The sequence below is a fragment of the Amaricoccus sp. genome (assembly GCF_047602525.1).
Lineage (GTDB): Bacteria > Pseudomonadota > Alphaproteobacteria > Rhodobacterales > Rhodobacteraceae > Amaricoccus.
In genome coordinates this window covers 1,756,247-1,780,962 of the sequence record NZ_JASGHB010000001.1, presented here as the reverse complement: position 1 = coordinate 1,780,962, position 24,716 = coordinate 1,756,247, and the positions used below count along the sequence as shown (strand labels likewise).

Here is a 24,716-nt window from a genome sequence, read left to right as displayed (position 1 = left end):
GCTGGACAGACCCGGCGAATTGCGTCATGAGATCGGACATTGTTCCGAGGTTGTGAGGATCGCACGCATGGCCGAGACCGCATCGAGACCCGTTCTCACCGAAGCCTTGTGGCCCGCCGATGGCGCCGGTCTCTGGATCCGCCGGGCCGTGCTCGTGGTGCTCGGCGTTGCCGTGCTGGCGATCTGCGCCAAGATCAAGGTGCCGGTCTGGCCGTCGCCGGTGGCGATCAGCCTCGGCACCTTCGCGGTGCTGACCGTCGGCGCCGCCTACGGCCCCCGGCTCGGGCTCGTCACCATGCTGGCCTGGATGCTGGTCGGCGCGCTCGGCTTCGACGTGTTCCAGAACTCGTCGGCGGAGAAGTACGGCCTGGCCTACATGATGGGGGCGACCGGCGGCTATCTGGTGGGCTATGCGCTCGCGACGCTGGCGCTCGGCGCCTTCGCCCGTCGCGGCTGGGACCGCAGCGTGCCGGGCATGGCCGCCGCGATGCTGGTCGGCAGCGTGCTGGTCTACATCCCCGGCCTGCTCTGGCTGAACTATCTGGTCGCAACCGGACTGTTCGACGCGACGACGTATGCCTCGCCATGGGACCAGACCCTCGCCTGGGGCCTGACGCCGTTCATTGTCGGCGACCTGCTGAAGGCCGCGCTCGCCGCGCTCGTCGTGCCCGGCCTCTGGAAGCTCGTGGGCGACGCCCGCGCCTGATCCCCGAGTGCGATTCCGATTCCAGCGCCCGGCCGGCACGCTCGGCCGGGCGCTTCTCGTCTTCACCGGCTGGATCGCGATCACCATCGCGGCCGCGCCGCGCCTCGATCCCGGCGCGACGCTCGCCGAACTGGTGACGCACGGGCTCGCTCGGCAGGTGGCGCTGGCCGCGGCCTTCGCGCTTGCCGCGGCGTGGGCGTTCCGCTGGCCGGACGCGGGCCTCGGCGCGCCGCGCTGGCGCGCGCTGCGACTGCTGTGGCTGCCCGCGATCTACGTTCTGCTGATGCTGGGGATCGCGCGCCTCGGGACTTTGCCGGCGCCGGCGGTGCTCGGCTTTCTCGCGGTCAACACCCTGCTCGTCGGCCTGTCCGAGGAGACGATGTTCCGGTGCATCCTGCTCTCCGGCCTGCGGGGCCGGATCGGGCTGCGGCCGGCGGTGGCGATCTCCACCGTGGCGTTCGGCGTCGTTCATGTGCTGAACGTCTTCCTCACCGGCGACCTGGTGCTCGCCGTGGCGCAGTCGCTGGCGGCGATGGCGAGCGGCGTGCTGCTCGCGGCGATCCGCCTCCGCAGCGGCTCGCTCTGGCCGGCGGTCGGCTATCATGCGGTCTGGGATTTCGCGACCTTCCTCGCGTTTCTCGCCCACGCGCCTGGGATGGAGGCGGCCGGCGACGGCGGCGCCGACATGCCGCTCTGGGCGCCGGTGCTGCCGATCCTCTTCATCCTGCCGCTTGGCCTCTACGGCGTCTTCCTGCTGCGAAACGCGCGCTGAGGGCTCAGGCGACGAAGCGCACCTTGCCGATGAACGGCAGGTTGCGGTTCCTCTGCGCGTAGTCGATGCCGTAGCCGACGACAAACTCGTCGGGGATCTCGAAGCCGGTCCACCGCGCCCGGACCTCGACCTCGCGCCGCGACGGCTTGTCGAGCAGCGCGCAGACTTCGAGCCGCTTCGGCCGGCGGGTGTTGAGGATGGCGAGGACGTGGCTGAGCGTGCGCCCGGTGTCGATGATGTCCTCGACCAGCAGCACGTCGCGGCCCTCGATGCCGGCGCGCAGGTCCTTCAGGATGCGCACCTCGCGGCTCGAGACCGTGGCGTTGCCGTAGGACGACGCCTCGAGGAAGTCGACCTCCACCGGCAGGTCGAGCTCGCGCACCAGATCGGCGATGAAGATGAACGAGCCGCGCAGCAGGCCCACCACGACCAGCTTGTCGGTGCCGGCGAAATGCCCGGAGATCTCGCGGGCCAGCGCCTCGACCCGCGCGGCGACGGCCTTTGCCGAGATCATCTCGTCGATCACGTAGTCGGCCACGTAGTCGGCTTGCGTCACTGCCCGCGCCCCCCGCCGGCGCCCCGGCCCCGTTCGGCCCCGTTCGGCCTTGTGCCCGAGTGCATCCTATTGGCATTGTCCGACCCCGACAATCCGGGAAGCGCCCATGCCGACCCACGCCGAGACGCGAATCGTGCCCTACGCGCCGGAGGAGATGTATGCGCTCATCGCCGACGTCGGCCGCTACCCGGAATTCCTGCCGTGGTGCGCCGCCGCCCGGGTCCGCAGCACGCGGCCGCTGGAGGACGGGGCCGGCGAGGTGATGGATGCCGATCTCATCGTGTCGTTCAAGGTGTATCGCGAGCGCTTCGGCAGCCGCGTGACGTTGCGGCCGGCGGCGCGGACGATCGACGTCGAGTATCTCGACGGGCCGTTCCGCTACCTGAAGAACCACTGGCGGTTCCTCGACGCCGGCGCCGGGCGCTGCGAGATCGACTTCTTCGTCGACTTCGAGTTTCGCTCGGGCGTGCTGCAGAAGCTGATCGGGCTGGTGTTCACCGAGGCGATGCACCGGATCGTGCGCGCCTTCGAGAAGCGCGCCGAGGTGCTTTATGGCGTGAGGGGGGGAGCGCCGTCCTCGGGGGGCTCTGCAAGCCCCCGCTCGGACGGCGCTGCGTGACAGGCCGCCGTTGCGGCCCGTCACCCGGAGCCGCGCCGTTGCGCGGCGAGTCTTCTCTCTCCCCGCCTGTGGGCGGGGCCCCTGCGACTGCCCGATAGGGTTTCTGCCAGTATGAATACCAAAGGGGGCGGGCGGCGGTGCTGGCCCGGGGCTCAGTCGTCGCTGGAGCGGGTCCGGCTGGCGCCGGCCAGGACATGGGGGTCGACGAGGTAGCGGTCGAAGAGGGGCAGGCTCGCCCCGCCGAGTGCCCGCGCCAGGGGGCCGATGCCGCCGCTGCGGATCGCCGGCGGGTCGATGCCGGAGAGATCGAGCTGCCCGAGCCCGGCCTCGACGGCGCCGATCAGCCGGGCACGGACGGCCTGCGGGAACGGGCCGTCGATGACCGCGGCCTCGAAGTCGACGATGGCGGCGCCGGCGGCGATGGCGTGGGCGATGCCGAGTGCTGCGGCCGCGATCCACTCGTCGAGGTGGGCGCCGAGCACGCTCCAGTCCGCCTCCGGGTCGTAGACCGTCGCGGCGGGGAGGCCCGCGGCGCGCAGCCGGCGTTCGAGGACCACGAGCGAGGCGACGTCGATGAGCTGGACCGAGCCGCCGCGGCCGTCGGGCACCGGCATCGAGCCGAGGGCCGCGGCATTGCCGGTCCGGCCGGCAAACAGCGCGCCGGAGAGCACCAGCCCGCCGCCGATGAAGGTGCCGACGTAGAAGTAGAGGAAATCCTGCAGGCCCGCGTTCTCGCTGAAGGCAAGTTCGGCGCCGCAGGCCGCGGTGGCGTCGTTCTGGATGTAGACGGGATAGGGCAGGTCGGCGGCGAGTTCGATGCGAAGGTCGCGACCGACCCAGGCCGAGAGGTGCCCGTCCGAGGCCTGCAGTTCCTCGGACCATTCCCAGATCCCGAACGGCATGGCGAGGCCGAGGCCGGCGATCCGGCCGGCCAGCGGCCCGAGCCGGGCCTCGCAGGCCGCGACCTCGGTCCGCAGCAGCGCCAGCACCGAATCGGGCATCGGGTAGGGGTAGCCGGTCGAGGCGCGATGCCGCACCCCGCCGGCGAAATCGACCAGCACCACGTCGAGGCTGCGCCGGCCGATCTTGGCGCCGATGAAGAACGCGCCGTCCGGGTCGAGGGCGAGGGGGACCAGCGGCTGGCCCACGCGGCCCCGCTGCGGCTCGCCGCGGCGGAGCAGGTGGTCGGCCTCGAGGTGGCGCATGATGACCGAGACGGTCTGCGCCGAGAGGCCGGTCATGCGGGCGATCTCGGACTTCGCCAGCGATCCGTGCCGGCGCACGAGGCTGAGCACGAGGCGCTCGTTATGCGCTCGCATGCCCGCCTGGTTCGTTCCGCGCTGCGCAGGGAGCGGCGCAATCTCGCGCAGTTCCTCCATGCGGCGATCCCTTCCTGAAATCTCCATCTCGCCAACTCTAGGGCAAAAAATAAATCATAGTGATTTAATTATTGACAGATGGCCGGGTTTGCGGTCTTCTGTCGTCTACCGGCGAAATCAGCCGGATCGATAACGTTGACTGGGAGGACATCTCGACCATGACGACCTCGACCTTCAAGGGCGGGCTGCTTGCGGCTGCCGCCGTGCTTGCCATGAGTGCGGCGCCGGGCTTTGCTCAGGGCGTGTCGGCCTGCCTCATCACCAAGACGGACACGAATCCGTTTTTTGTCAAGATGAAGGAAGGCGCCGCTGCCAAGGCCAATGAGCTTGGCGTGACGCTGAAGACCTATGCCGGCAAGCAGGAAGGCGACAACGAGGGCCAGGTCCAGGCGATCGAGACCTGCATCGCCGACGGCGCCAAGGGCATCCTGCTGGTGCCGACCGACTCCAAGGGCATCGTCGAGTCGGTGAAGAAGGCGCGTGACGCCGGGATCCTGGTGATCGCGCTCGACACGCCGCTCGATCCCGCCAGCGCCGCCGACGCGACGTTCGCCACCGACAACTTCGAGGCGGGCAGGCTGATCGGCGCCTGGGCTGCCGCGACCCTCGGCGACGCGGCGAAGGACGCGAAGATCGCCTTCCTCGACCTGCTGCCGTCGCAGCCGACGGTGGACGTGCTGCGCGACCAGGGCTTCATGACCGGCTTCGGCATTGACACCAAGGACGTGGCCGTGATCGGTGACGAGGACGACGCGCGCATCGTCGGTCACGACATCACCAACGGCAACGAGGAGGGTGGTCGGACCGCGATGGAGAACCTCCTCCAGAAGGATCCGACGATCAACGTCGTCTACACCATCAACGAGCCGGCCGCGGCCGGCGCCTACGAGGCGCTGAAGTCCGTCGGCCGCGAGGGCGATGTGACCATCGTTTCCGTGGATGGCGGCTGCCCGGGCGTGAAGAACGTCTCGGAGGGCGTGATCGGCGCCACCTCGCAGCAATACCCGCTGCTGATGGCGTCCATGGGCATCGAAGCGATTGCCCAGTTCGCAAAGGACGGTACGTTGCCGAAGCCGACTGAAGGCAAGCAGTTCACTGATACCGGCGTGTCGCTCGTCACCGACAAGCCGGCGGCCGGCGTGCCGTCGATCGATGCCAAGGCCGGTACGGACAAGTGCTGGGGTTGATCCCCGGCTGACCTGTAACGGCAACCAACGGACGAGGGGGGCGGCGAATGCCGCCCCCAACATGAACGGGCGGGGCCAGGAGAGCCAGCCGCCGGGATCCTAGGGGGAGAAACGATGGCCGATACAAAGGCGCCGTCACAGGAATTCGAGAAAGTTCTCAAGGACAGCTCGACGGAGGTCGCCTCCTTCGAGAACCACGGCAAGACCTTCATCGAGCGGGCGCAGCACGCGCTGCATGGCAACCCGGCGCTGGTGCCGCTGATCGTGCTGGTGCTGTCGCTGGCGCTGTTCGGCGGGCTGCTGGGGACGAAGTTCTTTTCCGCCTTCACGCTGACGCTCATCCTTCAGCAGGTGGCGATCACCGGCATCGTCGGCGCGGCCCAGACGCTGGTGGTGCTGACCGCGGGCATCGAGCTGTCGGTCGGCGCGATCATGGTGTTCTCGTCGGTCATCATGGGGCAGTTCACCTTCCGCTACGGCATCCCGGCGCCGATCTCGATCCTCTGCGGCTTTGCCATCGGCGGCGCGATCGGCTGGATCAACGGCTTCCTGGTGGCCCGGGTGAAGCTGCCGCCGTTCATCGTGACGCTCGGCATGTGGCAGATCGTGCTGGCGGCCAATTTCCTCTATTCCAAGAACGAGACGATCCGCAGCCAGGACATCGAGGCGCAGGCCCCGCTGCTGCAGCTCTTCGGGGCGCAGATCAAGCTCGGCGGCGCCGTCTTCACCCTCGGCGTTATCGCCATGGTGGTGCTCGTCTTCGCGCTGAACTACGCGCTGACGCAGACCGCGTGGGGCCGCCACGTCTACGCCATCGGTGACGATCCCGACGCGGCGGAGCTGGCGGGCGTCAAGGTCCAGAAGACCCTGATCTCGGTCTATACCATCTCGGGCCTGATCTGCGCGCTTGCCGGCTGGGTGCTGATCGGCCGCATCGGCTCGGTCTCGCCGACCGCGGGGCAGTTCGCGAACATCGAGTCGATCACCGCGGTGGTGATTGGCGGCATCTCGCTCTTCGGCGGCCGCGGCTCGATCCTCGGCATGCTGTTCGGTGCGCTGATCGTCGGCGTCTTCGCCCTCGGCCTGCGCCTCCTCGGGACCGATCCGCAGTGGACCTACCTGCTCATCGGCCTGCTCATCATCTTCGCGGTCGCCATCGACCAGTGGATCCGGAAGGTTGCGGGGTAATCGACATGGCTGAACCCATCCTGACTGCGCGTGGTCTCGTGAAGCGCTACGGCCGCGTCACCGCGCTCAACGACGCCCACTTCGAGCTGATGCCCGGGGAAATCCTCGCGGTGATCGGCGACAACGGGGCCGGCAAGTCGAGCCTCATCAAGGCGATCTCCGGCGCGATCACCCCCGACGAGGGGGAGATCAAGCTGGAGGGCAAGCAGATCCAATTCACCTCGCCAATGCAGGCGCGGGATGCGGGCATCGAGACGGTCTACCAGAACCTCGCTCTGTCGCCGGCGCTGTCCATCGCCGACAACATGTTCATGGGTCGCGAGATCCGCATGAAGGGGGTGATGGGCGACTGGTTCGGCAAGCTCGACAAGGCGGCGATGGCGGCGTTCTCGCGGCAGAAGCTGTCCGAGCTGGGCCTGATGACCATCCAGAACATCCACCAGGCGGTGGAGACGCTCTCGGGTGGCCAGCGGCAGGGCGTGGCGGTGGCCCGGGCGGCCGCCTTCGGATCCAAGGTCGTCATCCTCGACGAGCCGACGGCGGCGCTGGGCGTGAAGGAGAGCCGCAAGGTTCTCGACCTGATCCAGGAGGTCCGCTCGCGCGGGATGCCGGTGGTTCTCATCAGCCACAACATGCCGCACGTCTTCGAGGTGTCCGACCGGATCCACGTCCACCGGCTCGGGCGGCGGCTCTGCGTCATCAACCCGAAGGACTACAGCATGTCCGACGCGGTGGCGTTCATGACCGGCGCGAAGGAACCGCCGCAGGAAGCCATCGCGGCCTGACCGGGCGTGCCGGCGGAGCGATCCGCCGGCAAACCCGGGTAAACCGGGGGTGCGGCATGTGGGCTACACTCGACAGGGTTTTCGTCCCGATGGCGGCTTTGCGGTTGCGCAGGGCCGCCATTGGCTTTTGATAGGCGGCCAGTGTCTAATCCAGCGTGCCGGTTTTTCGCACGCTCTGGTTTGCGCCTTCCCGTTCGCGGAATGCGCTTGCTTAGACGGTTGGGTTGAAGGTGTCTGACGGGGGGCGAACGCCTCCGAAAGCGATCGGCGGGTGTCCGCTTTCGCGAACACCCGCCTTTGGAACGGCCGGGGACGGGGTTGAGGGATGGGGTGTGTTGTCCCGGGCCCTGTGATCGTCTGGTTCGAGGGGATCACGAGGACATTAAGCGACATGCGATGGTTTGGCGCAACAGGCTTCGCGGCGCGCGATTGTCGTTTGGCGACTTGATCGCGCGCGCATCGGTTGCGGAATGTCCGTCCAAGGCGGCGCGCGGCGGTGGAGCGTGATGCAAATTCGAGCGATTGCAGTATTTTAACCTATTGCTGCGCGCGCCGCCGCGACCCTGCCGGATCGGCAATAATCCGCCGATGATTCTTTGCAGGATGCGAAATGAGCAGGAATTGTGCAGCGCGGATGGTGCCTCAGAGCGGCCGCACCACCACGACGATCCCCTCTGCCGCCACGATGCGCACCCGGTCGCCCACGGCCGGCATCGGCAGAGCGCCTTCGAGCCGCGCCCGCCAGGGAACGCCGTCGATGACGATTCGCCCCTCGATCCCGTCAAAGGCGAGAACCTCGCCGTCGCGGCCGACGAGCTGTTCGGCGCGTCGGTTGAGCGAACTGCCCGCGATCGCCGGGCGGCGGCGCGCCAGCACCAGGCGGCCGGCGACGGTGATGAGGATCGACAGGACGGCGAACGTCGCCACCTGCACGGGCCAGCCGGCCGGGCCGCTGGCCCAGAACACCACCGCGGTGCCGAGCGCCGCCAGCGCCGACCAGAGCAGCAGCGTGGTCGTCGTCAGCATCTCGCCGGCGCCGAGCGCGATGGCGAGCGCCACCCACCACCACGGATTCATGGCGCCGGCCTCGTCGCGGCGCGGGCCAGCTCGGCAATGCCCGCGATCGAGCCGATCAGGCTCGACGCCTCGAGCGGCATGAGCACCGTCTTGGCGCTGGGGCTGGCGGCGAGGTCGCGCAGCGCCTCGGTGTATTTCTGCGCGACGAAGTAGTTGACCGCCTGCACGTCGCCGCGGGCGATCGCCTCGGAAACCATCGTGGTGGCCTTGGCTTCGGCCTCCGCCGCGCGCTCCCGCGCCTCGGCGTCGAGGAAGGCCGCCTGCCGCCGCCCCTCGGCCTCGCGGATCTGTGCCTCGCGCTGGCCTTCGGCCTTGAGGATGGCCGACTGCTTCTGCCCCTCCGCCGTCAGGATCTCGGCGCGCTTCTCGCGCTCGGCCTTCATCTGCCGCGCCATCGCCTGGGTGATGTCCGGCGGCGGCGCGAGATCGCGGATCTCGACGCGCGTCACCTTCACCCCCCAGGGCGTCGAGGCGTGGTCGATGACGCCGAGCAGCCGCTGGTTGATCGCATCGCGGTTGGAGAGCGCCTCGTCGAGGTCCATCGAGCCGAGGACGGCGCGGATGTTCGTCTGGCTGATGTTCTTCAGCGCCTGCTCGAGGTTTCGCACCTCGTAGGCCGCGCGCGAGGCGTCGACCACCTGATAGAACGCCACCGCGTCGGCCTTCAGCATGGCGTTGTCGCGGGAGATCACCTCCTGCTCCTCCACGTCGAGGACCGTCTCCATCATGTTGATCCGGCTGCCCACCCGCTCGAGGATCGGCACGAGGAACGCAAGGCCCGGCTGCAGGGTGCGGACGTAGCGGCCGAACCGCTCCACCGTCCAGTTCTCGCCCTGTGGCACGGACTTGACCGTGGTGAACACCAGGATGGCGGCGAAGACGAGGATGGCGATCGCCGCGGCATAGATCGGCATGGATCCGGTTTCCTCCAATGGGCCTCTGGCGGCAATTGTGCTGCAAGAGAAGCCGGTTGGAAAGCGACGCGGCCCGTCGTAAGGTCCGGGCATCCCCCGGCGGCTTGGAGAATTGCCCTTGGCCAACAAGATGGTGCTGAGCCACACCAGCGATCCCCAGTTCAGCCAGCCGGTTCGGCAGATCGTCTCGATGCTGATCGTGCTCGGCCTCGTCACTGCCGTCGGCGTGCTGCTCTTCCCGCATGTGAAGCCGGTCTTTCTCGCCTCGCTCTATCTCAACGTCTTCATCGTCTTCGTGTTTCTCGTCGGCGTTTTCGCCTGCTTCTGGCAGGTGGCGTCGCTCATCAGCTCGGTGAGCTGGATCGAGGGGTTCGCGCTCGACATCCCCGGCGCCGACTTCGCCCGGCCGCCGCGCCTGCTCGTGCCGCTCGCCGCGATGCTGTCCGAGCGGCGGGCGCGCAAGGCGCTGACCTCGACCTCGACCCGCTCGATCCTCGAGTTCGTCGGCACCCGCATCGAGGAACAGCGGGACCTGACGCGCTACCTCATCAACCTGCTGATCTTCCTCGGCCTGCTCGGCACGTTCTACGGCCTGTCGACGGTGGTGCCGGCGGTGGTGAACACCATCCGCACGCTGGCGCCGCAGGAGGGCCAGACCGCGGTCGAGGTGTTCGACAAGCTGATGAGCGGCCTCGAGGGCCAGCTCGGCGGCATGGGCACCGCGTTCGCCTCGTCGTTGATCGGCCTCTCGGGGTCGCTGGTCGTCGGCCTGCTCGAGCTTTTCGCGAGCCACGCGCAGAATCGCTTCTACCGCGAGCTGGAGGAATGGCTTTCCTCGATCACCAAGCTCGGCATCACCGGGGTCGACCCGGAGGAGGCGCTGACCGCGGCGAACGTGCTGACGGTGATCGGCGAGACCGGGGCGCAGATCGACGCGCTGCGCGAGACGGTGGAGCAGAGCGTGGCGCGCAGTGCCGCGACCGACGCGCGGGTGGTGGAGCTGATGCAGCTCCTCGCCGCACCGAAGCCCGATGCGGTCGACCGGGCGCTGTTCGAGCGGCTGATCGCCTCGCAGGAACGGGTGGCCGAGATCCTCGGCAACCGCGACGAGGAGGCGGGCGGGCTCGACGCCGAGACGCGGGCGCGGCTGCGCTCGATCGACACGCAGGTGCTGCGCATCCTCGAGGACCTTTCCGCCGGGCGGCAGGACATGGTGACGGAGATCCGCCAGGACATCGCCCAGCTGACCGAGGCGCTGCGCGCCGTCGCGTCGCGCGCGAGGTACTGAGATGGCGCTCTCCCGCCGCTCGCGGATGCCGCCGTCGATCTGGCCGGGCTTCGTCGATGCGATGACGGCGCTGGTCCTGGTGCTGTTCTTCGTGATCTCGATCTTCATGATCGTGCAGTTCGTGCTGCGCGACACGATCTCGGGCCAGACCAAGGAACTCGACGAGCTGTCGCTGCAGGTGGCGAACCTCGCGGACGCCCTCGGGCTCGAACGGACCCGGGCGGACCGCGGCGACGCGCTGGTGGCGACGCTGCAGTCGGCGCAGACCGAGGCGCAGGCACGCATTGCCGGGCTGACCGGCGAAAAGGCGGCGGCCGACGCGAAGATCACCGATTTCGAGGCGCAGGTCGCGCGTCTGGTGGCGCAGAACACCGAGCTTCAGGGCGCGGCCGACGCGAGCGATGCGGCGGCACGGCTGGCGGAGGCCAAGCGCGCCGCGCTCGAGGCGCTGGCCGCGTCGCTGCAGAAGGACGTGGAGGCCGCGAAGGGGGCGACGGCGGCCGATGCGCAGAAGCTGTCCGATGCCGAGGCGTCGCGGCTGGCCGAGGCGGCGGCCGCCGAGGAGCTGCGCAAGCGGCTGCAGGCATCCGACGCGGAGTTGACCGCGATGACGCTGTCGCTCGAGGCCGAGCGCAAGAAGGCCGAGGACACGCTGACGCTGCTCGCCGCGGCGCAGGCGGCGCAGGCCGGCCTGAAGGGGCAGACGTCGAAGGCGCTGACCGACGCGCAGAAGCGCATGGCCGAGCTGGCGCAGGCGAATGCGCTCCTTGCCGAGCAGAAGCAGATTTCGGCCGAGGGACAGCGGCAGGTGGCGCTGCTGAACCAGCAGACCGCCGAGCTGCGCGCGCAGCTCGCGTCGATCCAGGGGCTGCTCGACGCCTCGGCGGCGAAGGACGCGTCGAGTCAGGTGCAGATCGAGACGCTGGGCTCGAGCCTGAACGCGGCGCTGGCGAAGCTCGCGATCTCGGACGCGCGCGAGAAGGCGCGGCTGGAGGCCGAGGCCAAGGATCTCGCCAACTATCGCTCGGAGTTCTTTGGCCAGATGCGCAAGATCCTCGGCGAGCGCGAGGGCGTGCAGGTGGTGGGCGACCGTTTCGTGTTCCCCTCCGAGGTGCTGTTCGCGCCCGGCTCGGCGACGTTGAACGACGAGGGGCGGGCGCAGATCGCCCGCGTCGCGACGGTCATCCGCGAGGTCTCTGACCAGATCCCGCCGGACATTCCGTGGATCCTGCGCGTGGACGGGCACACCGACACCACGCCGGTCAGCCCCGGCAGCCCGTTCCGCGACAACTGGGAGCTGTCCGAGGCGCGTGCGCTGTCGGTGGTGCGCTACATCGCCGAGGAGCAGGGGCTGCCGCCGGACCGGCTGGCCGCGACCGGGTTCGGGGAGTACCAGCCGATCGACCCCGGCACGACCCCGGAAGCGCTGGCGCGGAACCGGCGGATCGAGCTGAAGCTGACCGAGCGCTAGCCGGCAGATCGCCGCTGACAAGTCCTCCCGAACGGCGCAGAGCGCGCGTATTTTGGGGGAGGATTTTCCGTGTGGCGACTTACACGGCGCATTCGGCAGTCGACATGAGTTCGGTCGGTGTCGACAACGGCGGCACGTCGGACGTGACCGACGATGGCGTGACGGTGACGAGCGGCACGAGCCGTACCGACTACGGCGGTGAGATCTATTTCTATGGCACGGAGGTCTGCGGGACGCTGCGCAGCGTCGCCCATTCGGAGGACTCGGCGCTGCAGTGGGAGGTCACCGGGTTCAGCCGGGACGTCCACACGTTCAATGCGTTCCTGCTCGATGGCGACGGCGAAAGCGCGATGGGCTAGATCCTGTCGGGCGCCGATCTGCTGCTCGGCGGTGCCGGCGACGACGGGGCGAGCGGCGCCGTCGGCGCGGACGTGCTGCGCGGCGGGGCAGGCGACGATACCCTCGCCGGCGACTGGGGCCGCGACGTGCTGGTCGGTGGCGAAGGGGCGGACGAGCTGCGCGGCGGCCCGGGCGGCGACGTCTTCCGCTTTGCCTCGGCGGCGGAGATCGGCTGGGGCGGCGGCTCGGACGTGATTGTCGACCTCGGCACGGGCGACCGGATCGACCTGCGCGGGGTCGACGCGGACACAGGCACGCGGGGGGTGCAGGGGTTCGAGTTCGTCGGCGCGGACTGGTTCAGCGGCGCCGCGGGCGAGCTGCGGTTTTCCGGCGGGCGGCTGACCGGCGGTGCCGGCGACGACGGGGCGATCGACTTCGCGCTCGTGGTTTCGGGAGGCGAGCTGACCGCGGCGGACCTTCTGCTGTGACGCTGCCGCCGCGGTGAGCGGACACGGGAAATGGTTGGCAGGGGGGTGAATTAGCGCGGATTCATCCTCGATGGCGCCGGCCGCCCCGGCCGGCGGGCGCCTCAGTCCGGGACAGTCGTGGTCGGGCCCGTCGCCCAGCCGCGGCCGGTCGCGACCTGGAGGGCGGTCCAGTCGTTGGCAAGGCCGCGGATCGACAGCGCCAGCGCGAGCGCGGTGGTGCCGGCGGAGCGCTCGGCGTCGAGGAGGTCGAGGAAGGTGGTGGTGCCGGCCTCGTAGGTCTCGCGCGAGAGGTCGCGTGCCTGCCGGTATGTCGAGGTGGCGGCCTGCTGCGCGGCCACCTCGCGGCGGCTGCGCCGGGTCGCGCCCTGCGCGGCCTGCACGTTCTCGACGGCGGAGAGGACCGTCGAGCGCCACTCGAGTTCGGCCTGCTTCGCCGCCGAGACCGCCTGGTCGCGGTTGGCGCGCAGCAGCGGCTGGTTCAGTACCGGCAGCACCAGCGACGGGCCGAAGCTCCAGCTCGACGGGTTCGCGACGTTGACGACGCCCGAGAGGTCGAGCGAGGGATAGAGGTTCGCCTCCGCGACACCGACCGCGGCCACCGCGGCGGCATAGTCGCGTTCGGCCGAGCGCACGTCGGGTCGGTTGCGCAGCAGGTCGGCGGGCACGCCGGCCTCGCCGCTCCGCGGCGGCCGCGGCTGGGACGCGCCGCGCTGCAGGGCGTCGAGGAGCGGCTGGGCCGGCTCGGCGAGCAGCGTCGCGATGGCGTAGACGGCGCTGTGGAAGCCCTGCTCGAACCCCGGCAGCGTCGCGCGGGTCTGTTCGAGCAGCGCGCGGGCCTGCAGCACGTCGAGATCGGTCGAGAGGCCGGCCGTGCGCTGCCGCTCGACCAGCTCGAAGGTTTGCTGCCGCGCGTCGATCAGGCTGCGGGTGATCGCGGTCGCCTCCTGATAATAGCGCGCGTCGACGTAGTCGCCGACGAGGCTCGACAGGAAGGCGAGGCGGGCGGTGCCGACGTCGAGTTCGCTCGCCTCCAGCTCGGCCTCCGCCTGCTGGCGCGCGCGCGCCTCGCCGCCGAAGACATCGAGGACGAGCTGGGCGTTGGCCGAGCCGGACGACGAGGTGCCGATGGCGCCGCTCTGGCTCTTGGCCCGCGTCGTGTCGGCGCTGATGTTGCCCGAGACGAGGTCGGCGGCGCCGGTGGTGCGCAGCGCGGCGCGGGCCTGGTTGATCCGCTCCACCGCCGTCGCGATGTCGAGGTTCTGGGCGAGGCCGCGGTCGGCCAGTGCGTCGAGCGTCCGGTCGCCGAAGCCCTGCCACCAGCGGTCCATCGCCACGTCGCCGAGGCTCGCGCCGTCGCCTTCGGCAAAGCGCGAGGTCATCCCGATGCTCGGGGTCTGGTAGTCGGGGCCGACGGTGCAGGCGGCGAGGCCGGCCGTGCAGGCGGCGGCGAGGAGGAGGGGCAGGGCGGGCTTCACGCGGGGCTCCGGACTTTGGCGCCACCGAACAGCCGGCGCACGACGACGTAGAAGGCGGGCACCATGAAGATGCCGATGAAGGTCGCGGTCAACACACCGCCGAGCACGCCGATGCCGATCGAGTTCTGCGCCGCGGCACCGGCGCCGGTGGCGACCGCGAGCGGCAGCACGCCGAGGGTGAAGGCGATCGACGTCATCAGGATCGGCCGGAGCCGGAGGGCGGCGGCCTCGACGATCGCCTCGAGGAGGGGCTTGCCGCGCTTTTCGCTGTCGGCGGCGAACTCGACGATCAGGATGGCGTTCTTGGCGGCGAGGCCGATGGTCGTGAGGATGCCGACCTTGAAGTACACGTCGTTGGACTGGCCGAGGAAATAGGCCGCGGCGAGCGCGCCGAGCACGCCGACGGGCACCGCGAGCATGACCGAGAGCGGCACGGTCCAGCTCTCGTAGAGCGCGGCAAGGCAGAGGAACACGACGAGGACGCTGAGCGCGTAGAGATACGGCGCCTGATTGCCCGACTGCTGCTCCTGATAGCTGATCCCGGTCCAGGCGACCGAGTAGCCGCCGGGGATCCGGCTCGCCAGCTCCTCCATCGCCGCCATCGCCTCGCCGGACGAGGCGCCGGGCCCGGGCTGGCCCGAGACCTGCAGCGCGGCCTGGCCGTTGAAGCGGGCGAGGCTCGGCGCGACGGGGGCCCAGGTGGTCGTCATGAAGGCGTGGAAGGGCACCATCTCGCCCGAGGCGTTGCGGGCATACCAGTCGTCGATGTCCTCGGGCTGCATGCGGTAGGGAGCGTCGCCCTGCACCAGCACCGGCCGGAGCGAGTCGCCGAGAATGAAGTCGTTCACCTCGCTGCCGCCGAAGACCACGGACAGCATGGCGTTGAGCTCGGCAAGCGACAGGCCGAAGCTCTCGGCCTTCTGCTGGTCGATCTCGAGCTTCAGCGCGCTTTCGGCATCGACGCCCTCGGCCACCACCGATTGCAGCCGCGAGTCGCCCGCGGCCAGCGACTCGAGCTGCCGGGCCGCGTCGATCAGCGCCTCGGTGCCGGCGCCCGCCTGGTCGACGAGGTACATCGAGAAGCCGGCGGTGTTGCCGATGCCGGGGATCGCCGGGGGCAGCATGAAGAGCAGCTGGCCGTTGCGATAGCCGGCGAAATGCTTGTTGGCGCGGAGCGCGACGGCGCCGGCCGAGCGGCTGGGGTCGGTGCGCTTGTCGAAGTCGTCGAGCCTGGCGAACATCATCGCGGTGTTCTGCCCCGTGCCGGCGAAGCCGAAGCCGAGCGCGGCGAAGGTCGAGACGACCGTGCCCTTCTCCTCGGTCTGGAGATAGGTCTCCACGTCCTTCACCGCGGCGATGGTCTGCGCCTGGGTCGCGCCCTCGACGAGCTGGATGCGGACCATCACCGCCCCCTGGTCCTCCTGCGGCAGGAACGACGAGGTGAGCCGGGAATAGAGCTGCCACGCGCCGAGCAGGACGAGGGCGAGCACGAGCAGCATCCAGAACGGCCGGGCGACGATGGCGCGCACGGCGCGCACGTAGACCCGGCTGACCGCGTCGAAGCCGCGGTTGAAGAGCCGCGCCGGCAGGATCTCGCGGCCCGCGTGCGGCTTCAGCATCATCGCGCAGAGCGCGGGCGTGAGGATCAGCGCGACGCAGGCCGAGAGCAGCATTGCGGTGATGATCGTCGCCGAGAACTGCCGGTAGATCACGCCGGTCGAGCCGCCGAAGAACGCCATCGGCAGGAACACCGCCGAGAGCACCAGCGCGATGCCGACGAGCGCGCCGGTGATCTGGCCCATGCTCTTCTCGGTGGCCTCGACCGGGCCGAGATGCTCGTCGTGCATCAGCCGCTCGACGTTCTCGACGACGACGATGGCGTCGTCGACGAGCAGGCCGATCGCCAGCACCATGGCGAACATCGTGAGCGTGTTGATCGAGAAGCCCAGGCCCCAGAGCATCGCGAAGGTGCCGAGCAGCACCACGGGTACGGCGATGATCGGGATGAAGGTCGCGCGCCAGTTCTGCAGGAAGACGAGAATGACGAGGAAGACCAGCACGATCGCTTCGATCAGCGTCTCGTAGACCTTCCTGATCGACGCCTCCACGAACGGCGAGGTGTCGTGCGCGATGCGGAACTCGACGCCGGAGGGCAGCGAGGGGGCCAGGCGGTCGAGGGTGGCGCGCACCGCCGCGGCGGTGTCGACGGCGTTCGCGCCGGTGGCGAGGTTGACGCCGAAGCCCGCCGCCGGCAGGCCGTCGAAGCGCGAATCCGAGCCATAGCTCTCCTGGCCGATCTCGACGCGGGCGACATCGCCGAGCGTGACGGAGGCACCGGCCTCGTCGGTCTTGAGCAGGATGCCCTCGAAGTCGGCGACGGTCCGGAGCTGGCTCTGGGCGGTCATCGTCGCGGTGAACTGCTGGCCCTTCGTCACCGGCAGGGCCCCGAGCGATCCGACCGAGACGGTGGTGTTCTGCGCCTCGACGGCGGAAACGACGTCGTTCGGGGTCAAGGCGTAGCGGGCGAGCGCGAGCGGGTCGAGCCAGATGCGCATGGCATAGCCCGAGCCGAAGACGTTGACGTCGCCGACGCCGGTCGTGCGACGCACCGCGTCCTCGACGCTGTTCGTCAGGATGTCGCCGAGTTCCACCGGCTTGCGGGTGCCGTCGGTGGAGACCAGCGTGCCGACGAGCAGGATCGACGAGGTGGAGTGCGAGACGTTGACGCCCTTGGTCTGGACGCTGGTGGGCAGCCGGCTCTCGACCTGGCGGACCTTGGTCTGCACCTGGTTCTGCGCCTCGATCGGGTCGGTCGACTCGTCGAAGGTGAGGGTGATCGAAGCCTTGCCTTCCGAGGACGTCGACTCGGTGTAGAGCAGGCCGTCGAGGCCGGTGAGCGCATCCTCGAGGACGATCGTCACCGAATTCTGCACCGCGTCGGCGGTGGCGCCGGGGTAGGTCGCGCTGACCCGGACGGTGGTCGGGGCGATGTCGGGGTACTGCGACACCGCGAGCTGGGTGATGGCGAAGGCGCCGGCGAGCACGGTGACGATGGCGAGCACCATCGCGAACACCGGCCGGTGGATGAAGAAGCGGGCCATGTGTCAGTCGGCCTGTGCCGGCGCGGCGGGGGCTGGGGCTGGGGCGCTGGCGGCGTCGACCGGGTGGGTGAGGCCGTCGTCGCCGATCGTGACCGGCACCGGCGTCACCGCATCGCCGTTGCGCAGGTTCTTCAGGCCGTCGACGATCAGCCGGTCGCCCGGATCGAGCCCGTCGGTGACGATCCAGGCGTCGCCGTGGCTGCCGGCATCGGTCAGCGTCACCTGCACCGCCGTGCCGTCGCGCACCACGAAGGCGGTGAGCACGCCGGTCGAGCTGCGGCTGGTGGCCCGCTGCGGCACGAGGATGCCGTCGGTGGTGCCGAGCGTCGCCTCCATGCGCAGGAACTGGCCCGGCATGATGTCGCGGTTCGGGTTGGGGAACTTCACCCGGATGTTGAGGGTGCCGGTGGTCTGCGAGACGAGGACCCCCGGGGTGACGACCTCGCCGGTGGCGTCGTAGACCTTGCCGTTCTCGAGGGTGAGGGTCATCTGCACCCGTTCGCCGGGCGTGAGGCTGCCCTCCTTGATGCGCTCGCGGACGCGCAGCATGCGGGCGCTCGACTCGGCGACGTCGACATAGATCGGATCGAGCCGGGTGACGGTGGTGAGGGCGTCGGTCTGTGCCGCGGTGACGAGCGCGCCGATCGAGACGGCCGGCACGTCGGCGACGCCGGCGATCGGGCTGCGGATTTCGGTGCGATCGAGGTTGAGCTGTGCAGTCTGCTGCGCCGCCTGCGCGCTCTTCAATGTCGCCTCGGCCTGCAGTTCGGCGACGCGCGCGGCGTCGACGGTCTCCTGGGTGACGCCGGCGCCTTCGAGGCGCTGATACCGCTGCAGCGTGACCTGCGCCGCCTCGAGCGCGCTCTCCGCCTGCGACACCGCCGCCTCCGCGGCGGTCTCCTCGGCGGCATAGCTGTCGCGCTCCAGCCGGAACAGCACATCGCCGACCGCGACCTGCCGGCCGGGGGAATAGGGGATGTCGACGACGACGCCCTCGACGCGCGGCCGGATGTCGGCCTGCTCGAAGGCGACCGCGCGGCCCGGCAGCACCACCGTATAGGGCACCGGCTCCTTCGTGATCTCGATCACGCCGACCGACTTCGGGCCGCTGGCGTGCGTGCCCGGGCCCGCCTGGGGCAGGGCGGCGGCCGGCGTCAGCAGCGCGATCAGCAGGCCGATGCCGGCCCGGGCGGCGAAACCACCTCTCATCCTCATCGCTCCCCTCGTTTCGCGCTTGAACGGCCGCGCGGGGCCTTTCCGTCGCCTCGATGGGCTCATCCGCATGCGGGCGCCACGGAAATCGCGACGGAATCGTGCACAGCCGGGCGTTCAAGCTGCGGTGTGGCGCGGTGATATCGAGAATCAAGATATATCACAATGTATCCGTGCCGCCGGGAAAAGGTTGATGAATTGTTGACGCGCCGCGAAATCTCCTTATTGGTGAACGGGATGTCAGATTGGCTCGCCCTGACTCCGCCTCCTTCCGGACCGATGCCTCCGTCACGTTGTCGGCACTGCCGGGACGCGCGGGGGGCGAACGGCTCGCCGCTGCCGTCCATCGTGCGCCTCCTGCTCCTCGTCGTCTGCCTCGCCGTTCCGCCGGCCGGTCTCGCCACGGTCTCCCGCGCCGTCGCCGACACGCCCGCGGCGGTTCCGTCCGCCCCCGCGGCCGAGGCGCCTGCGCCGGCCGCTCCGAGGTTGCCGGGGCCGAGCGTCACCCGGCACGAACTGGTGTTGCCCGACCGGACGCTGGCGTTCGAGGCCACCGCCTCGGCCATCACGATCACCGCGCCGGGCGGCCGGGAAGAAGCCGACCTCGCCTTCGTCGCCTATACCATCGACGGGGAGGAGCACGGTCGGCGGCCCGTCACGTTCCTGGTGAACGGCGGCCCGGGCGCGGCCTCGGCCTATCTGCAGATCGGCGCCGTCGGCCCGTGGCTGCTGCCGCTCGGGGGCGACCGCATCGTGCCGTCCCAGCCGCCCGACCTGCTGCCGAACCCCGACACCTGGCTCGACTTCACCGATCTGGTGTTCATCGACCCGGTCGGGACCGGGTTCAGCCGGCTGGTCGACCCGGACGATCGGACCCGCAGCCGCTACCTCTCGGTGGACGGCGACGCGAAGGTGCTGGCCGAGGCGATCAGCCGCTGGCTGGTCGACAACGATCGCGTCGGCTCGCCGAAGTACTTCGTCGGCGAGAGCTATGGCGGCTTCCGCGCGCCGATCGTCGCCCAGCACCTGCGCGACGATCACGGCCTGGCGCTGTCCGGGCTGACGCTGGTCTCGCCGGTGCTCGACTTCGGCTGGTGGCAGCAACCGGACTATGCGCCGCTGCCGATGGTGACGCTGCTGCCGTCGCTCGCGGCGGTGCACATGGACGCGGAGGGGACGTTCTCCGAAGAGGCTCTGCGTGCGGCGGAGGACTACGCCGCCGGCGATTTCCTCGCCGACCTGCTGCGCGGCGTCCACGACCGGGCGGCGGTCGAGCGGCTGGTCGACCGGGTTTCGGCGCTGACCGGCCTCGACCGTGCCGCGGTCGCGCGCGAGGACGGCCGGATCGACGCCGGCGAGTTCGCCCGGGAGAGCCGCCGCGACGAGCACCTGCGCACCAGCGTCTACGACGCCACCGTCACGGCCAGCGGGCGCGACCGGGGCAGCGACCCGGTGCTCGACGCGATGACCGCCCCGCTCACCTCGGCGATGCTCGGCCTCTACCGCGACACGCTCGACTGGCTGCCGAACCGGGACTACCAGCTGCTGAACGCCGACGTGACGCGCGGCTGGGACTGGGGCAGCCACCGCGGCCAGCCGGAGGCGGTGACGGACCTTGCCGATCTCCTGTCGCTCGACCCGGCGCTGCGCGTGCTCGTCACCCACGGGCGCACCGATCTCGTGACGCCCTACTTCGGCACCGAGCTGATCCTGCGCCAGCTCGACGTCTCGGGGTCGGGCGACCGGCTGCGGCAGGTGACGTATCCGGGCGGCCACATGTTCTATACCCGGTCCGACTCGCGCCGGGCCTTCCGCGCGGACGCGCGGGCGCTCTACGTCGGGCAGTCCGGCTGAGCGTGCGGGCGCGGCGCGTCAACCGGATCCTTATCCTTTCGGTCGAATGGCGAGATGGCGGGTTCCCCGCCTAATATCCGCCGTCGTCCCGGAGTTCCGAGTTTCATGTCTTCCGCGCTCCTGCCCGTCACGGTCCTGTCCGGCTTTCTCGGCGCGGGCAAGACGACGCTGCTGAACCACGCCCTGCGCAACCGCCAGGGTCTGCGCATTGCCGTCATCGTCAACGACATGTCGGAAGTGAACATCGACGCCGACCGCGTGCGCGCCGAGGGGCCGGCGGTGCTGCGCCGGGACGAGCAACTGGTGGAGATGACCAACGGCTGCATCTGCTGCACGCTGCGCGAGGACCTGCTGACCGAGGTGCGGCGTCTCGCGGCGGAGGGGCGCTTCGACTACCTGCTGGTCGAATCGACCGGCATCGGCGAGCCGCTGCCCGTCGCCGCCACCTTCGACTATCGCGACGAGGCCGGGGTCCGTCTCGCCGACGTGGCCCGGCTCGACACCATGCTGACGGTGGTCGACGCCGTGAACCTGACCGCCGATTTCGAGAGCCGTGATTTCCTGTCGGATCGCGGCGAGGTGCGCGACTCCGACGATGTGCGGACGCTTGTCGAGCTGCTCGTCGATCAGATCGAGTTTGCCGACGTCATCGTGCTCAACAAGGTGACGGCCGCCGGGCCGGAGCGGGTGGCCGCGGCGCGCCGGATCATCGCCGGCCTCAACCCGGCCGCACGCCTGATCGAGACCGACTTCTGCGACGTGCCTCTCGCCAGCGTCTTCGACACCGGGCTCTTCGATTTCGAGGCGGCGCGCACCCGCCCGCTCTGGGTCCAGGAGATGAACGGCTTCGCGAGCCACGTTCCGGAGACCGAGGAATACGGCATCTCGTCCTTCGTCTGGCGGGCGCGGGCGCCGTTCGACCTTGCGCGTGTCCGCCAGGTGCTGACCGGCAACCTGCCGGGCGTGATGCGGGCCAAGGGCTGGTTCTGGGTGGCGAGCCAGCCTGACTACATTCTCGAGCTCAGCCTTGCCGGTGCACTGGCCGACATCCGGCCGATGGGCCGCTGGTGGGCGGCGATGCCGCACACCCACTGGCCGCCCGAGGCCGACGCCCAGGCCCGCATCCGGGCGAACTGGCGTGCGCCGTTCGGCGACCGGCGGCAGGAGCTCGTGTTCATCGGGTCGGGATTCGACCGTGCGGCGATCGGTGCCGCGCTCGACAGTTGCCTGGTACACCCACCCGCCCATTGACGGCCGTTGGCATCCATAATTCTGTTGCATCCCGAGAATATTTTTGCGTTAATTCTAGCTATAGTTAATATGTACTATGGTTAGCGTTTAGTTTAACCAGAAAATTATTTGACATTTTATCTGGATCCGAGATATCTCCCGGGTGAGCGATTTGCGGGTCTGGCGGCGATGGGATGGATCGCCGCCTTGGGTTTGAGGGAGCCGACGTCCCGCTCGCGCGAGTGCCGCGGGGGAGTCTGGTATTTTGAACAAGATCGTCGACGAGAACGCCAAGACCGAAGGGCGTGCGCCGAAGTCCTACTGGGATGCGGAGCACAGCAACCGGATCGAGGGCTTCGCCACCGATATGAGCGTCAACGCCGGGACGCGGGTCGATTTCAAGATCAATGTCAACGACGACGCCGGAAGCGACTACAAGGTCGAGATCTTCCGCCTCGGCTACTATGGCGGCGACGGCGCGCGCGAGGTCGCCGAGTGGACCAACGCCAACGCCAAGGTCCAGCCGGAGGCGCTCTATGACGCCAGCCGCGGCCTCGTCGACGCCGGCAACTGGTCGGTGACCGACAGCTGGCAGGTGCCCGACGACGCCGTCTCCGGCGTCTACCTCGCCCGGTTGCAGCGGCTCGATGCCAACGGCAACCCGATCGACGGCGCCACCAATCAGGTCCCGTTCATCGTCCGCAACGACGGCGAGACGCACGACATCGTGCTGCAGACCTCCGACACCACCTGGCAGGCCTACAACGGCTGGGGCGGCAACAACGGCGCGGTCGGCGCGAACCTCTACGGCGACCCGAGCGGCCGGGTGAACTGGGATCCGATCCCGGGCGGCGGCACGTACAACGAGGACCGCGCCTATGCGGTCAGCTACAACCGCCCGATCATCACCGACACCGGCCAGAGCTGGGCGTCCGGCGGCCAGGACTACCTGTTCGGCGCCGACTACGCCGCGGTCAACTGGCTGGAGAAGAACGGCTACGACGTCTCCTACATCACCGGGGTCGACACCGACCGGCTGGGCGCGAGCTATCTCAAGCACTACAAGTCGTTCATCTCGGTCGGGCACGACGAGTACTGGTCCGGCGATCAGCGCGCCAACGTCGAGGCGGCCCGCGACGCGGGCGTGAACCTGCTGTTCTGGAGCGGCAACGAGTGCTACTGGAAGACGCGCTGGGACACCGCGATCAGCGCTGACGGCACCGCCTACCGCACCCTCGTCTGCTACAAGGAGACCGTGGCGGTCGCCAATCCCGACGCGGGGCCGGCGGACTACTACAACCTCGATCCCTCCGACATCTGGACCGGCACCTGGCGCGACACGCGCTTCCACGGCAACCCGCACGCCGGGGGCGGCAACCTCGCCGACGTCGATCCGATCACCGGCCTCTGCCCCTATTGCCACTGCGGCGAAAACGCGCTGACCGGCCAGCTGTTCGGGCCCGACGGCACCGGCCAGTTCGGCGGCGCACTCGACGTGCCGTCGGAGTATTCCGGCCTGCGCGTCTGGCGCGACACCAGCGTCGCGAACGGCGGCAAGCTCGACATCGCCCCCGGCATCCTCGGCTACGAGTGGGACACCTCGCCCGACGACCTGCTGCGGCCGGCCGGCCTCATCAAGCTCTCGGGCACGACGATCGCCTGGGACGGCATCCTGGTGGACCAGGGCAACACCGTCACGCCGGGCACCGCGACGCACAACCTGTCGCTCTATCGCACCGAGAGCGGCGCGCTGGTGTTCGGCGCCGGCAGCACGTTCTGGAGCTGGGGTCTCAGCAACGAGCACGACAGCTCGCCCTACGGCGCGCAGATCGCCAACACCGACCTGCAGCAGTTCACCATCAACATGTTCGCCGACATGGGGATCCAGCCGGGCGTCAGCGACGCGATGCTGGTCTCCCAGGGCCTGAAGCGGGCCACCGCGTCCAACGACCACGTGGCGGCAACCGCCGCGATCAGCACGCCGCCCGCCCAGGTCGCCGCGCTCTCGGCGGTGACGCTCACCGGCACGGCGACCGACGACGACCACAACGCCGCCACGACCGACGGCAAGGTGGCGGTCGTCGAGGTTTCGGTCGACGGCGGCGCCAACTGGCACGTGGCCAGCACCACCGACGGCTGGGCGCACTGGAGCTATACCTGGCAGCCGGCGGCGGCGGGCACCTACACCGTGCTCGCCCGGGCGATCGACGACAGCCTGAACGTCACGAACGCCCTTTCGGACCAGAAGACCGTGACGGTGGGCGCGCCCGAACACTACAGCTTCTTCAACGGCGTCGCCCCGAAGACCGACACCGCGACGCTGCACAACGATAACACCCCCGTCGAACTCGGCATGCGCTTCACCGTCGATCGGGTGGGCGTGGTGAACGAGCTGAAGTACTGGCGCTCCAGCCTCGACTCCAGCGACACCGACGTGCGCGAGGGCCACATCTGGCGCGCGGACGGCACGCTGCTCGGCACCGTGACCTTCACCTCGACCGCGGGCGAGACCGGCTGGCAGACGGCAACCCTGTCGACGCCGGTCGCGCTGCAGGCGGGGGTGGAATACATCGTCTCCTACCGCACCGCCGACAACTACGTCGCCTCGAACGGCTTCTTCGCCGCCGACCGCGAGGAGTCGTTCGACGGCCTCGACAACGACTCGTTCTGGGGCCCATACGGTGTCATCCGCTCCGCCGTGACCGGCTCGGGCGGGGGCAATGGCGTCTACGGCTATGGCGCCGGCATGCCGAACTCGAGCTGGGCCGCGTCGAACTACTGGGTCGACCTGACCTTCAAGCCGGCCGACGCGACCAGCAACCACGCGCCGACGTTCACCTCGTCGGCAACCTTCGCCACGCCGGAAAACCGCGCCAGCGTCGGCACCGTCATCGCGCAGGACGCGGATGGCAACGCGCTCGCCTATTCGATCACCGGCGGGGCGGACTCCGCGAAGTTCACCATCGACGCGGCGACGGGACTGCTCTCGTTCCTCGACACGCCGAACTTCGAGCTGCCCCTCGATGCCAACGGCGACAACATCTATCAGGTGACGGTGAGCGCCAGCGACGGCAT

General features: G+C 69.6%; 19 protein-coding genes and 1 pseudogene. 13 read left to right on the top strand and 7 right to left on the bottom strand.

The window, feature by feature from the left end; genetic code table 11:
* Window positions 1-67 precede the first annotated feature (67 nt).
* Both QM699_RS09290 and QM699_RS09285 read left to right on the top strand, forming a co-directional pair.
* Window positions 68-706: a biotin transporter BioY gene (locus QM699_RS09290; RefSeq protein WP_415010858.1), complete on the top strand. Its 639-nt coding sequence runs from the start codon at window positions 68-70 to the stop codon at window positions 704-706.
* A 7-nt stretch (window positions 707-713) separates the two neighbouring features.
* Window positions 714-1,478, top strand: coding sequence for a lysostaphin resistance A-like protein (locus QM699_RS09285; protein WP_415010857.1), 765 nt, complete (start codon window positions 714-716; stop codon window positions 1,476-1,478).
* 4 nt (window positions 1,479-1,482) lie between these two features.
* On the opposite strand, the gene hpt is transcribed toward QM699_RS09285, so the two are convergent.
* Complete coding sequence (gene hpt, locus QM699_RS09280; protein ID WP_415012727.1) at window positions 1,483-1,992, bottom strand: hypoxanthine phosphoribosyltransferase; 510 nt, start codon at window positions 1,990-1,992, stop codon at window positions 1,483-1,485.
* Between the two features lie 148 nt (window positions 1,993-2,140).
* Between hpt and QM699_RS09275 the strand changes: the two genes are divergently transcribed.
* Window positions 2,141-2,653 (top strand): type II toxin-antitoxin system RatA family toxin, encoded by a 513-nt coding sequence (locus QM699_RS09275; protein ID WP_415010856.1) that lies wholly within the window; start codon window positions 2,141-2,143, stop codon window positions 2,651-2,653.
* 152 nt (window positions 2,654-2,805) lie between these two features.
* Here QM699_RS09275 and QM699_RS09270 read toward each other — a convergent pair whose 3' ends face one another.
* Window positions 2,806-3,972 (bottom strand): ROK family transcriptional regulator, encoded by a 1,167-nt coding sequence (locus QM699_RS09270; protein ID WP_415010855.1) that lies wholly within the window; start codon window positions 3,970-3,972, stop codon window positions 2,806-2,808.
* A gap of 218 nt (window positions 3,973-4,190) precedes the next feature.
* On the opposite strand from QM699_RS09270, the gene QM699_RS09265 reads away from it, so the two are divergent.
* From QM699_RS09265 to QM699_RS09255, 3 genes are all read left to right on the top strand, one after another.
* On the top strand, window positions 4,191-5,219 hold the full coding sequence (locus QM699_RS09265; RefSeq protein ID WP_415010854.1) for a sugar ABC transporter substrate-binding protein: 1,029 nt from the start codon (window positions 4,191-4,193) through the stop codon (window positions 5,217-5,219).
* A gap of 114 nt (window positions 5,220-5,333) precedes the next feature.
* Window positions 5,334-6,407, top strand: coding sequence for an ABC transporter permease (locus QM699_RS09260; protein ID WP_415010853.1), 1,074 nt, complete (start codon window positions 5,334-5,336; stop codon window positions 6,405-6,407).
* Window positions 6,408-6,412: 5 nt separating this feature from the next.
* Window positions 6,413-7,192 (top strand): ATP-binding cassette domain-containing protein, encoded by a 780-nt coding sequence (locus QM699_RS09255; RefSeq protein WP_415010852.1) that lies wholly within the window; start codon window positions 6,413-6,415, stop codon window positions 7,190-7,192.
* A 642-nt stretch (window positions 7,193-7,834) separates the two neighbouring features.
* On the opposite strand, the gene QM699_RS09250 is transcribed toward QM699_RS09255, so the two are convergent.
* Window positions 7,835-8,269, bottom strand: a complete 435-nt coding sequence (locus QM699_RS09250; protein WP_415010851.1) for an NfeD family protein — start codon at window positions 8,267-8,269, stop codon at window positions 7,835-7,837.
* Window positions 8,266-9,183, bottom strand: a complete 918-nt coding sequence (locus QM699_RS09245; RefSeq protein WP_415010850.1) for an SPFH domain-containing protein — start codon at window positions 9,181-9,183, stop codon at window positions 8,266-8,268. The genes QM699_RS09250 and QM699_RS09245 overlap by 4 nt, the downstream gene beginning before the upstream one ends.
* 118 nt (window positions 9,184-9,301) lie before the next feature.
* On the opposite strand from QM699_RS09245, the gene QM699_RS09240 reads away from it, so the two are divergent.
* The 4 genes from QM699_RS09240 (at window position 9,302) to QM699_RS09225 (ending at window position 12,769) form a co-directional block, all read left to right on the top strand.
* On the top strand, window positions 9,302-10,471 hold the full coding sequence (locus QM699_RS09240) for a biopolymer transporter ExbB (RefSeq protein ID WP_415010849.1): 1,170 nt from the start codon (window positions 9,302-9,304) through the stop codon (window positions 10,469-10,471).
* A gap of 1 nt (window position 10,472) precedes the next feature.
* A complete protein-coding gene (locus tag QM699_RS09235) occupies window positions 10,473-11,942 on the top strand; it encodes a peptidoglycan -binding protein (protein WP_415010848.1) in 1,470 nt (489 codons plus the stop codon).
* Window positions 11,943-12,013: 71 nt separating this feature from the next.
* Complete coding sequence (locus QM699_RS09230; RefSeq protein WP_415010847.1) at window positions 12,014-12,301, top strand: hypothetical protein; 288 nt, start codon at window positions 12,014-12,016, stop codon at window positions 12,299-12,301.
* Window positions 12,302-12,769 (top strand): hypothetical protein, encoded by a 468-nt coding sequence (locus tag QM699_RS09225; RefSeq protein WP_415012726.1) that lies wholly within the window; start codon window positions 12,302-12,304, stop codon window positions 12,767-12,769. It begins immediately after the preceding gene.
* Between the two features lie 101 nt (window positions 12,770-12,870).
* On the opposite strand, the gene QM699_RS09220 is transcribed toward QM699_RS09225, so the two are convergent.
* From QM699_RS09220 to QM699_RS09210, 3 genes are read right to left on the bottom strand one after another with little or no spacing between them, the layout of a single operon-like run.
* The gene (locus QM699_RS09220) at window positions 12,871-14,244 is read right to left on the bottom strand and encodes an efflux transporter outer membrane subunit (protein ID WP_415010846.1); all 1,374 of its coding nucleotides are present in this window, start codon (window positions 14,242-14,244) and stop codon (window positions 12,871-12,873) included.
* Window positions 14,241-17,345: an efflux RND transporter permease subunit gene (locus tag QM699_RS09215; RefSeq protein WP_415010845.1), complete on the bottom strand. Its 3,105-nt coding sequence runs from the start codon at window positions 17,343-17,345 to the stop codon at window positions 14,241-14,243. Before QM699_RS09215 ends, QM699_RS09220 begins: the two co-directional genes overlap by 4 nt.
* Window positions 17,346-17,348: 3 nt before the next feature.
* Window positions 17,349-18,554, bottom strand: coding sequence for an efflux RND transporter periplasmic adaptor subunit (locus QM699_RS09210; RefSeq protein WP_415010844.1), 1,206 nt, complete (start codon window positions 18,552-18,554; stop codon window positions 17,349-17,351).
* A 351-nt stretch (window positions 18,555-18,905) separates the two neighbouring features.
* Between QM699_RS09210 and QM699_RS09205 the strand changes: the two genes are divergently transcribed.
* The 3 genes and pseudogenes from QM699_RS09205 to QM699_RS09195 all read left to right on the top strand — a co-directional run.
* Complete coding sequence (locus QM699_RS09205; RefSeq protein ID WP_415010843.1) at window positions 18,906-20,411, top strand: S10 family peptidase; 1,506 nt, start codon at window positions 18,906-18,908, stop codon at window positions 20,409-20,411.
* A 105-nt stretch (window positions 20,412-20,516) separates the two neighbouring features.
* Window positions 20,517-21,662 carry a GTP-binding protein gene (locus QM699_RS09200; protein ID WP_415010842.1) on the top strand — a complete coding sequence of 382 codons (1,146 nt, stop codon included), beginning with the start codon at window positions 20,517-20,519 and terminating at the stop codon, window positions 21,660-21,662.
* A 346-nt stretch (window positions 21,663-22,008) separates the two neighbouring features.
* Window positions 22,009-24,366, top strand: a pseudogene (locus QM699_RS09195) (N,N-dimethylformamidase beta subunit family domain-containing protein); the annotation flags it as partial.
* Window positions 24,367-24,716: the final 350 nt, after the last annotated feature.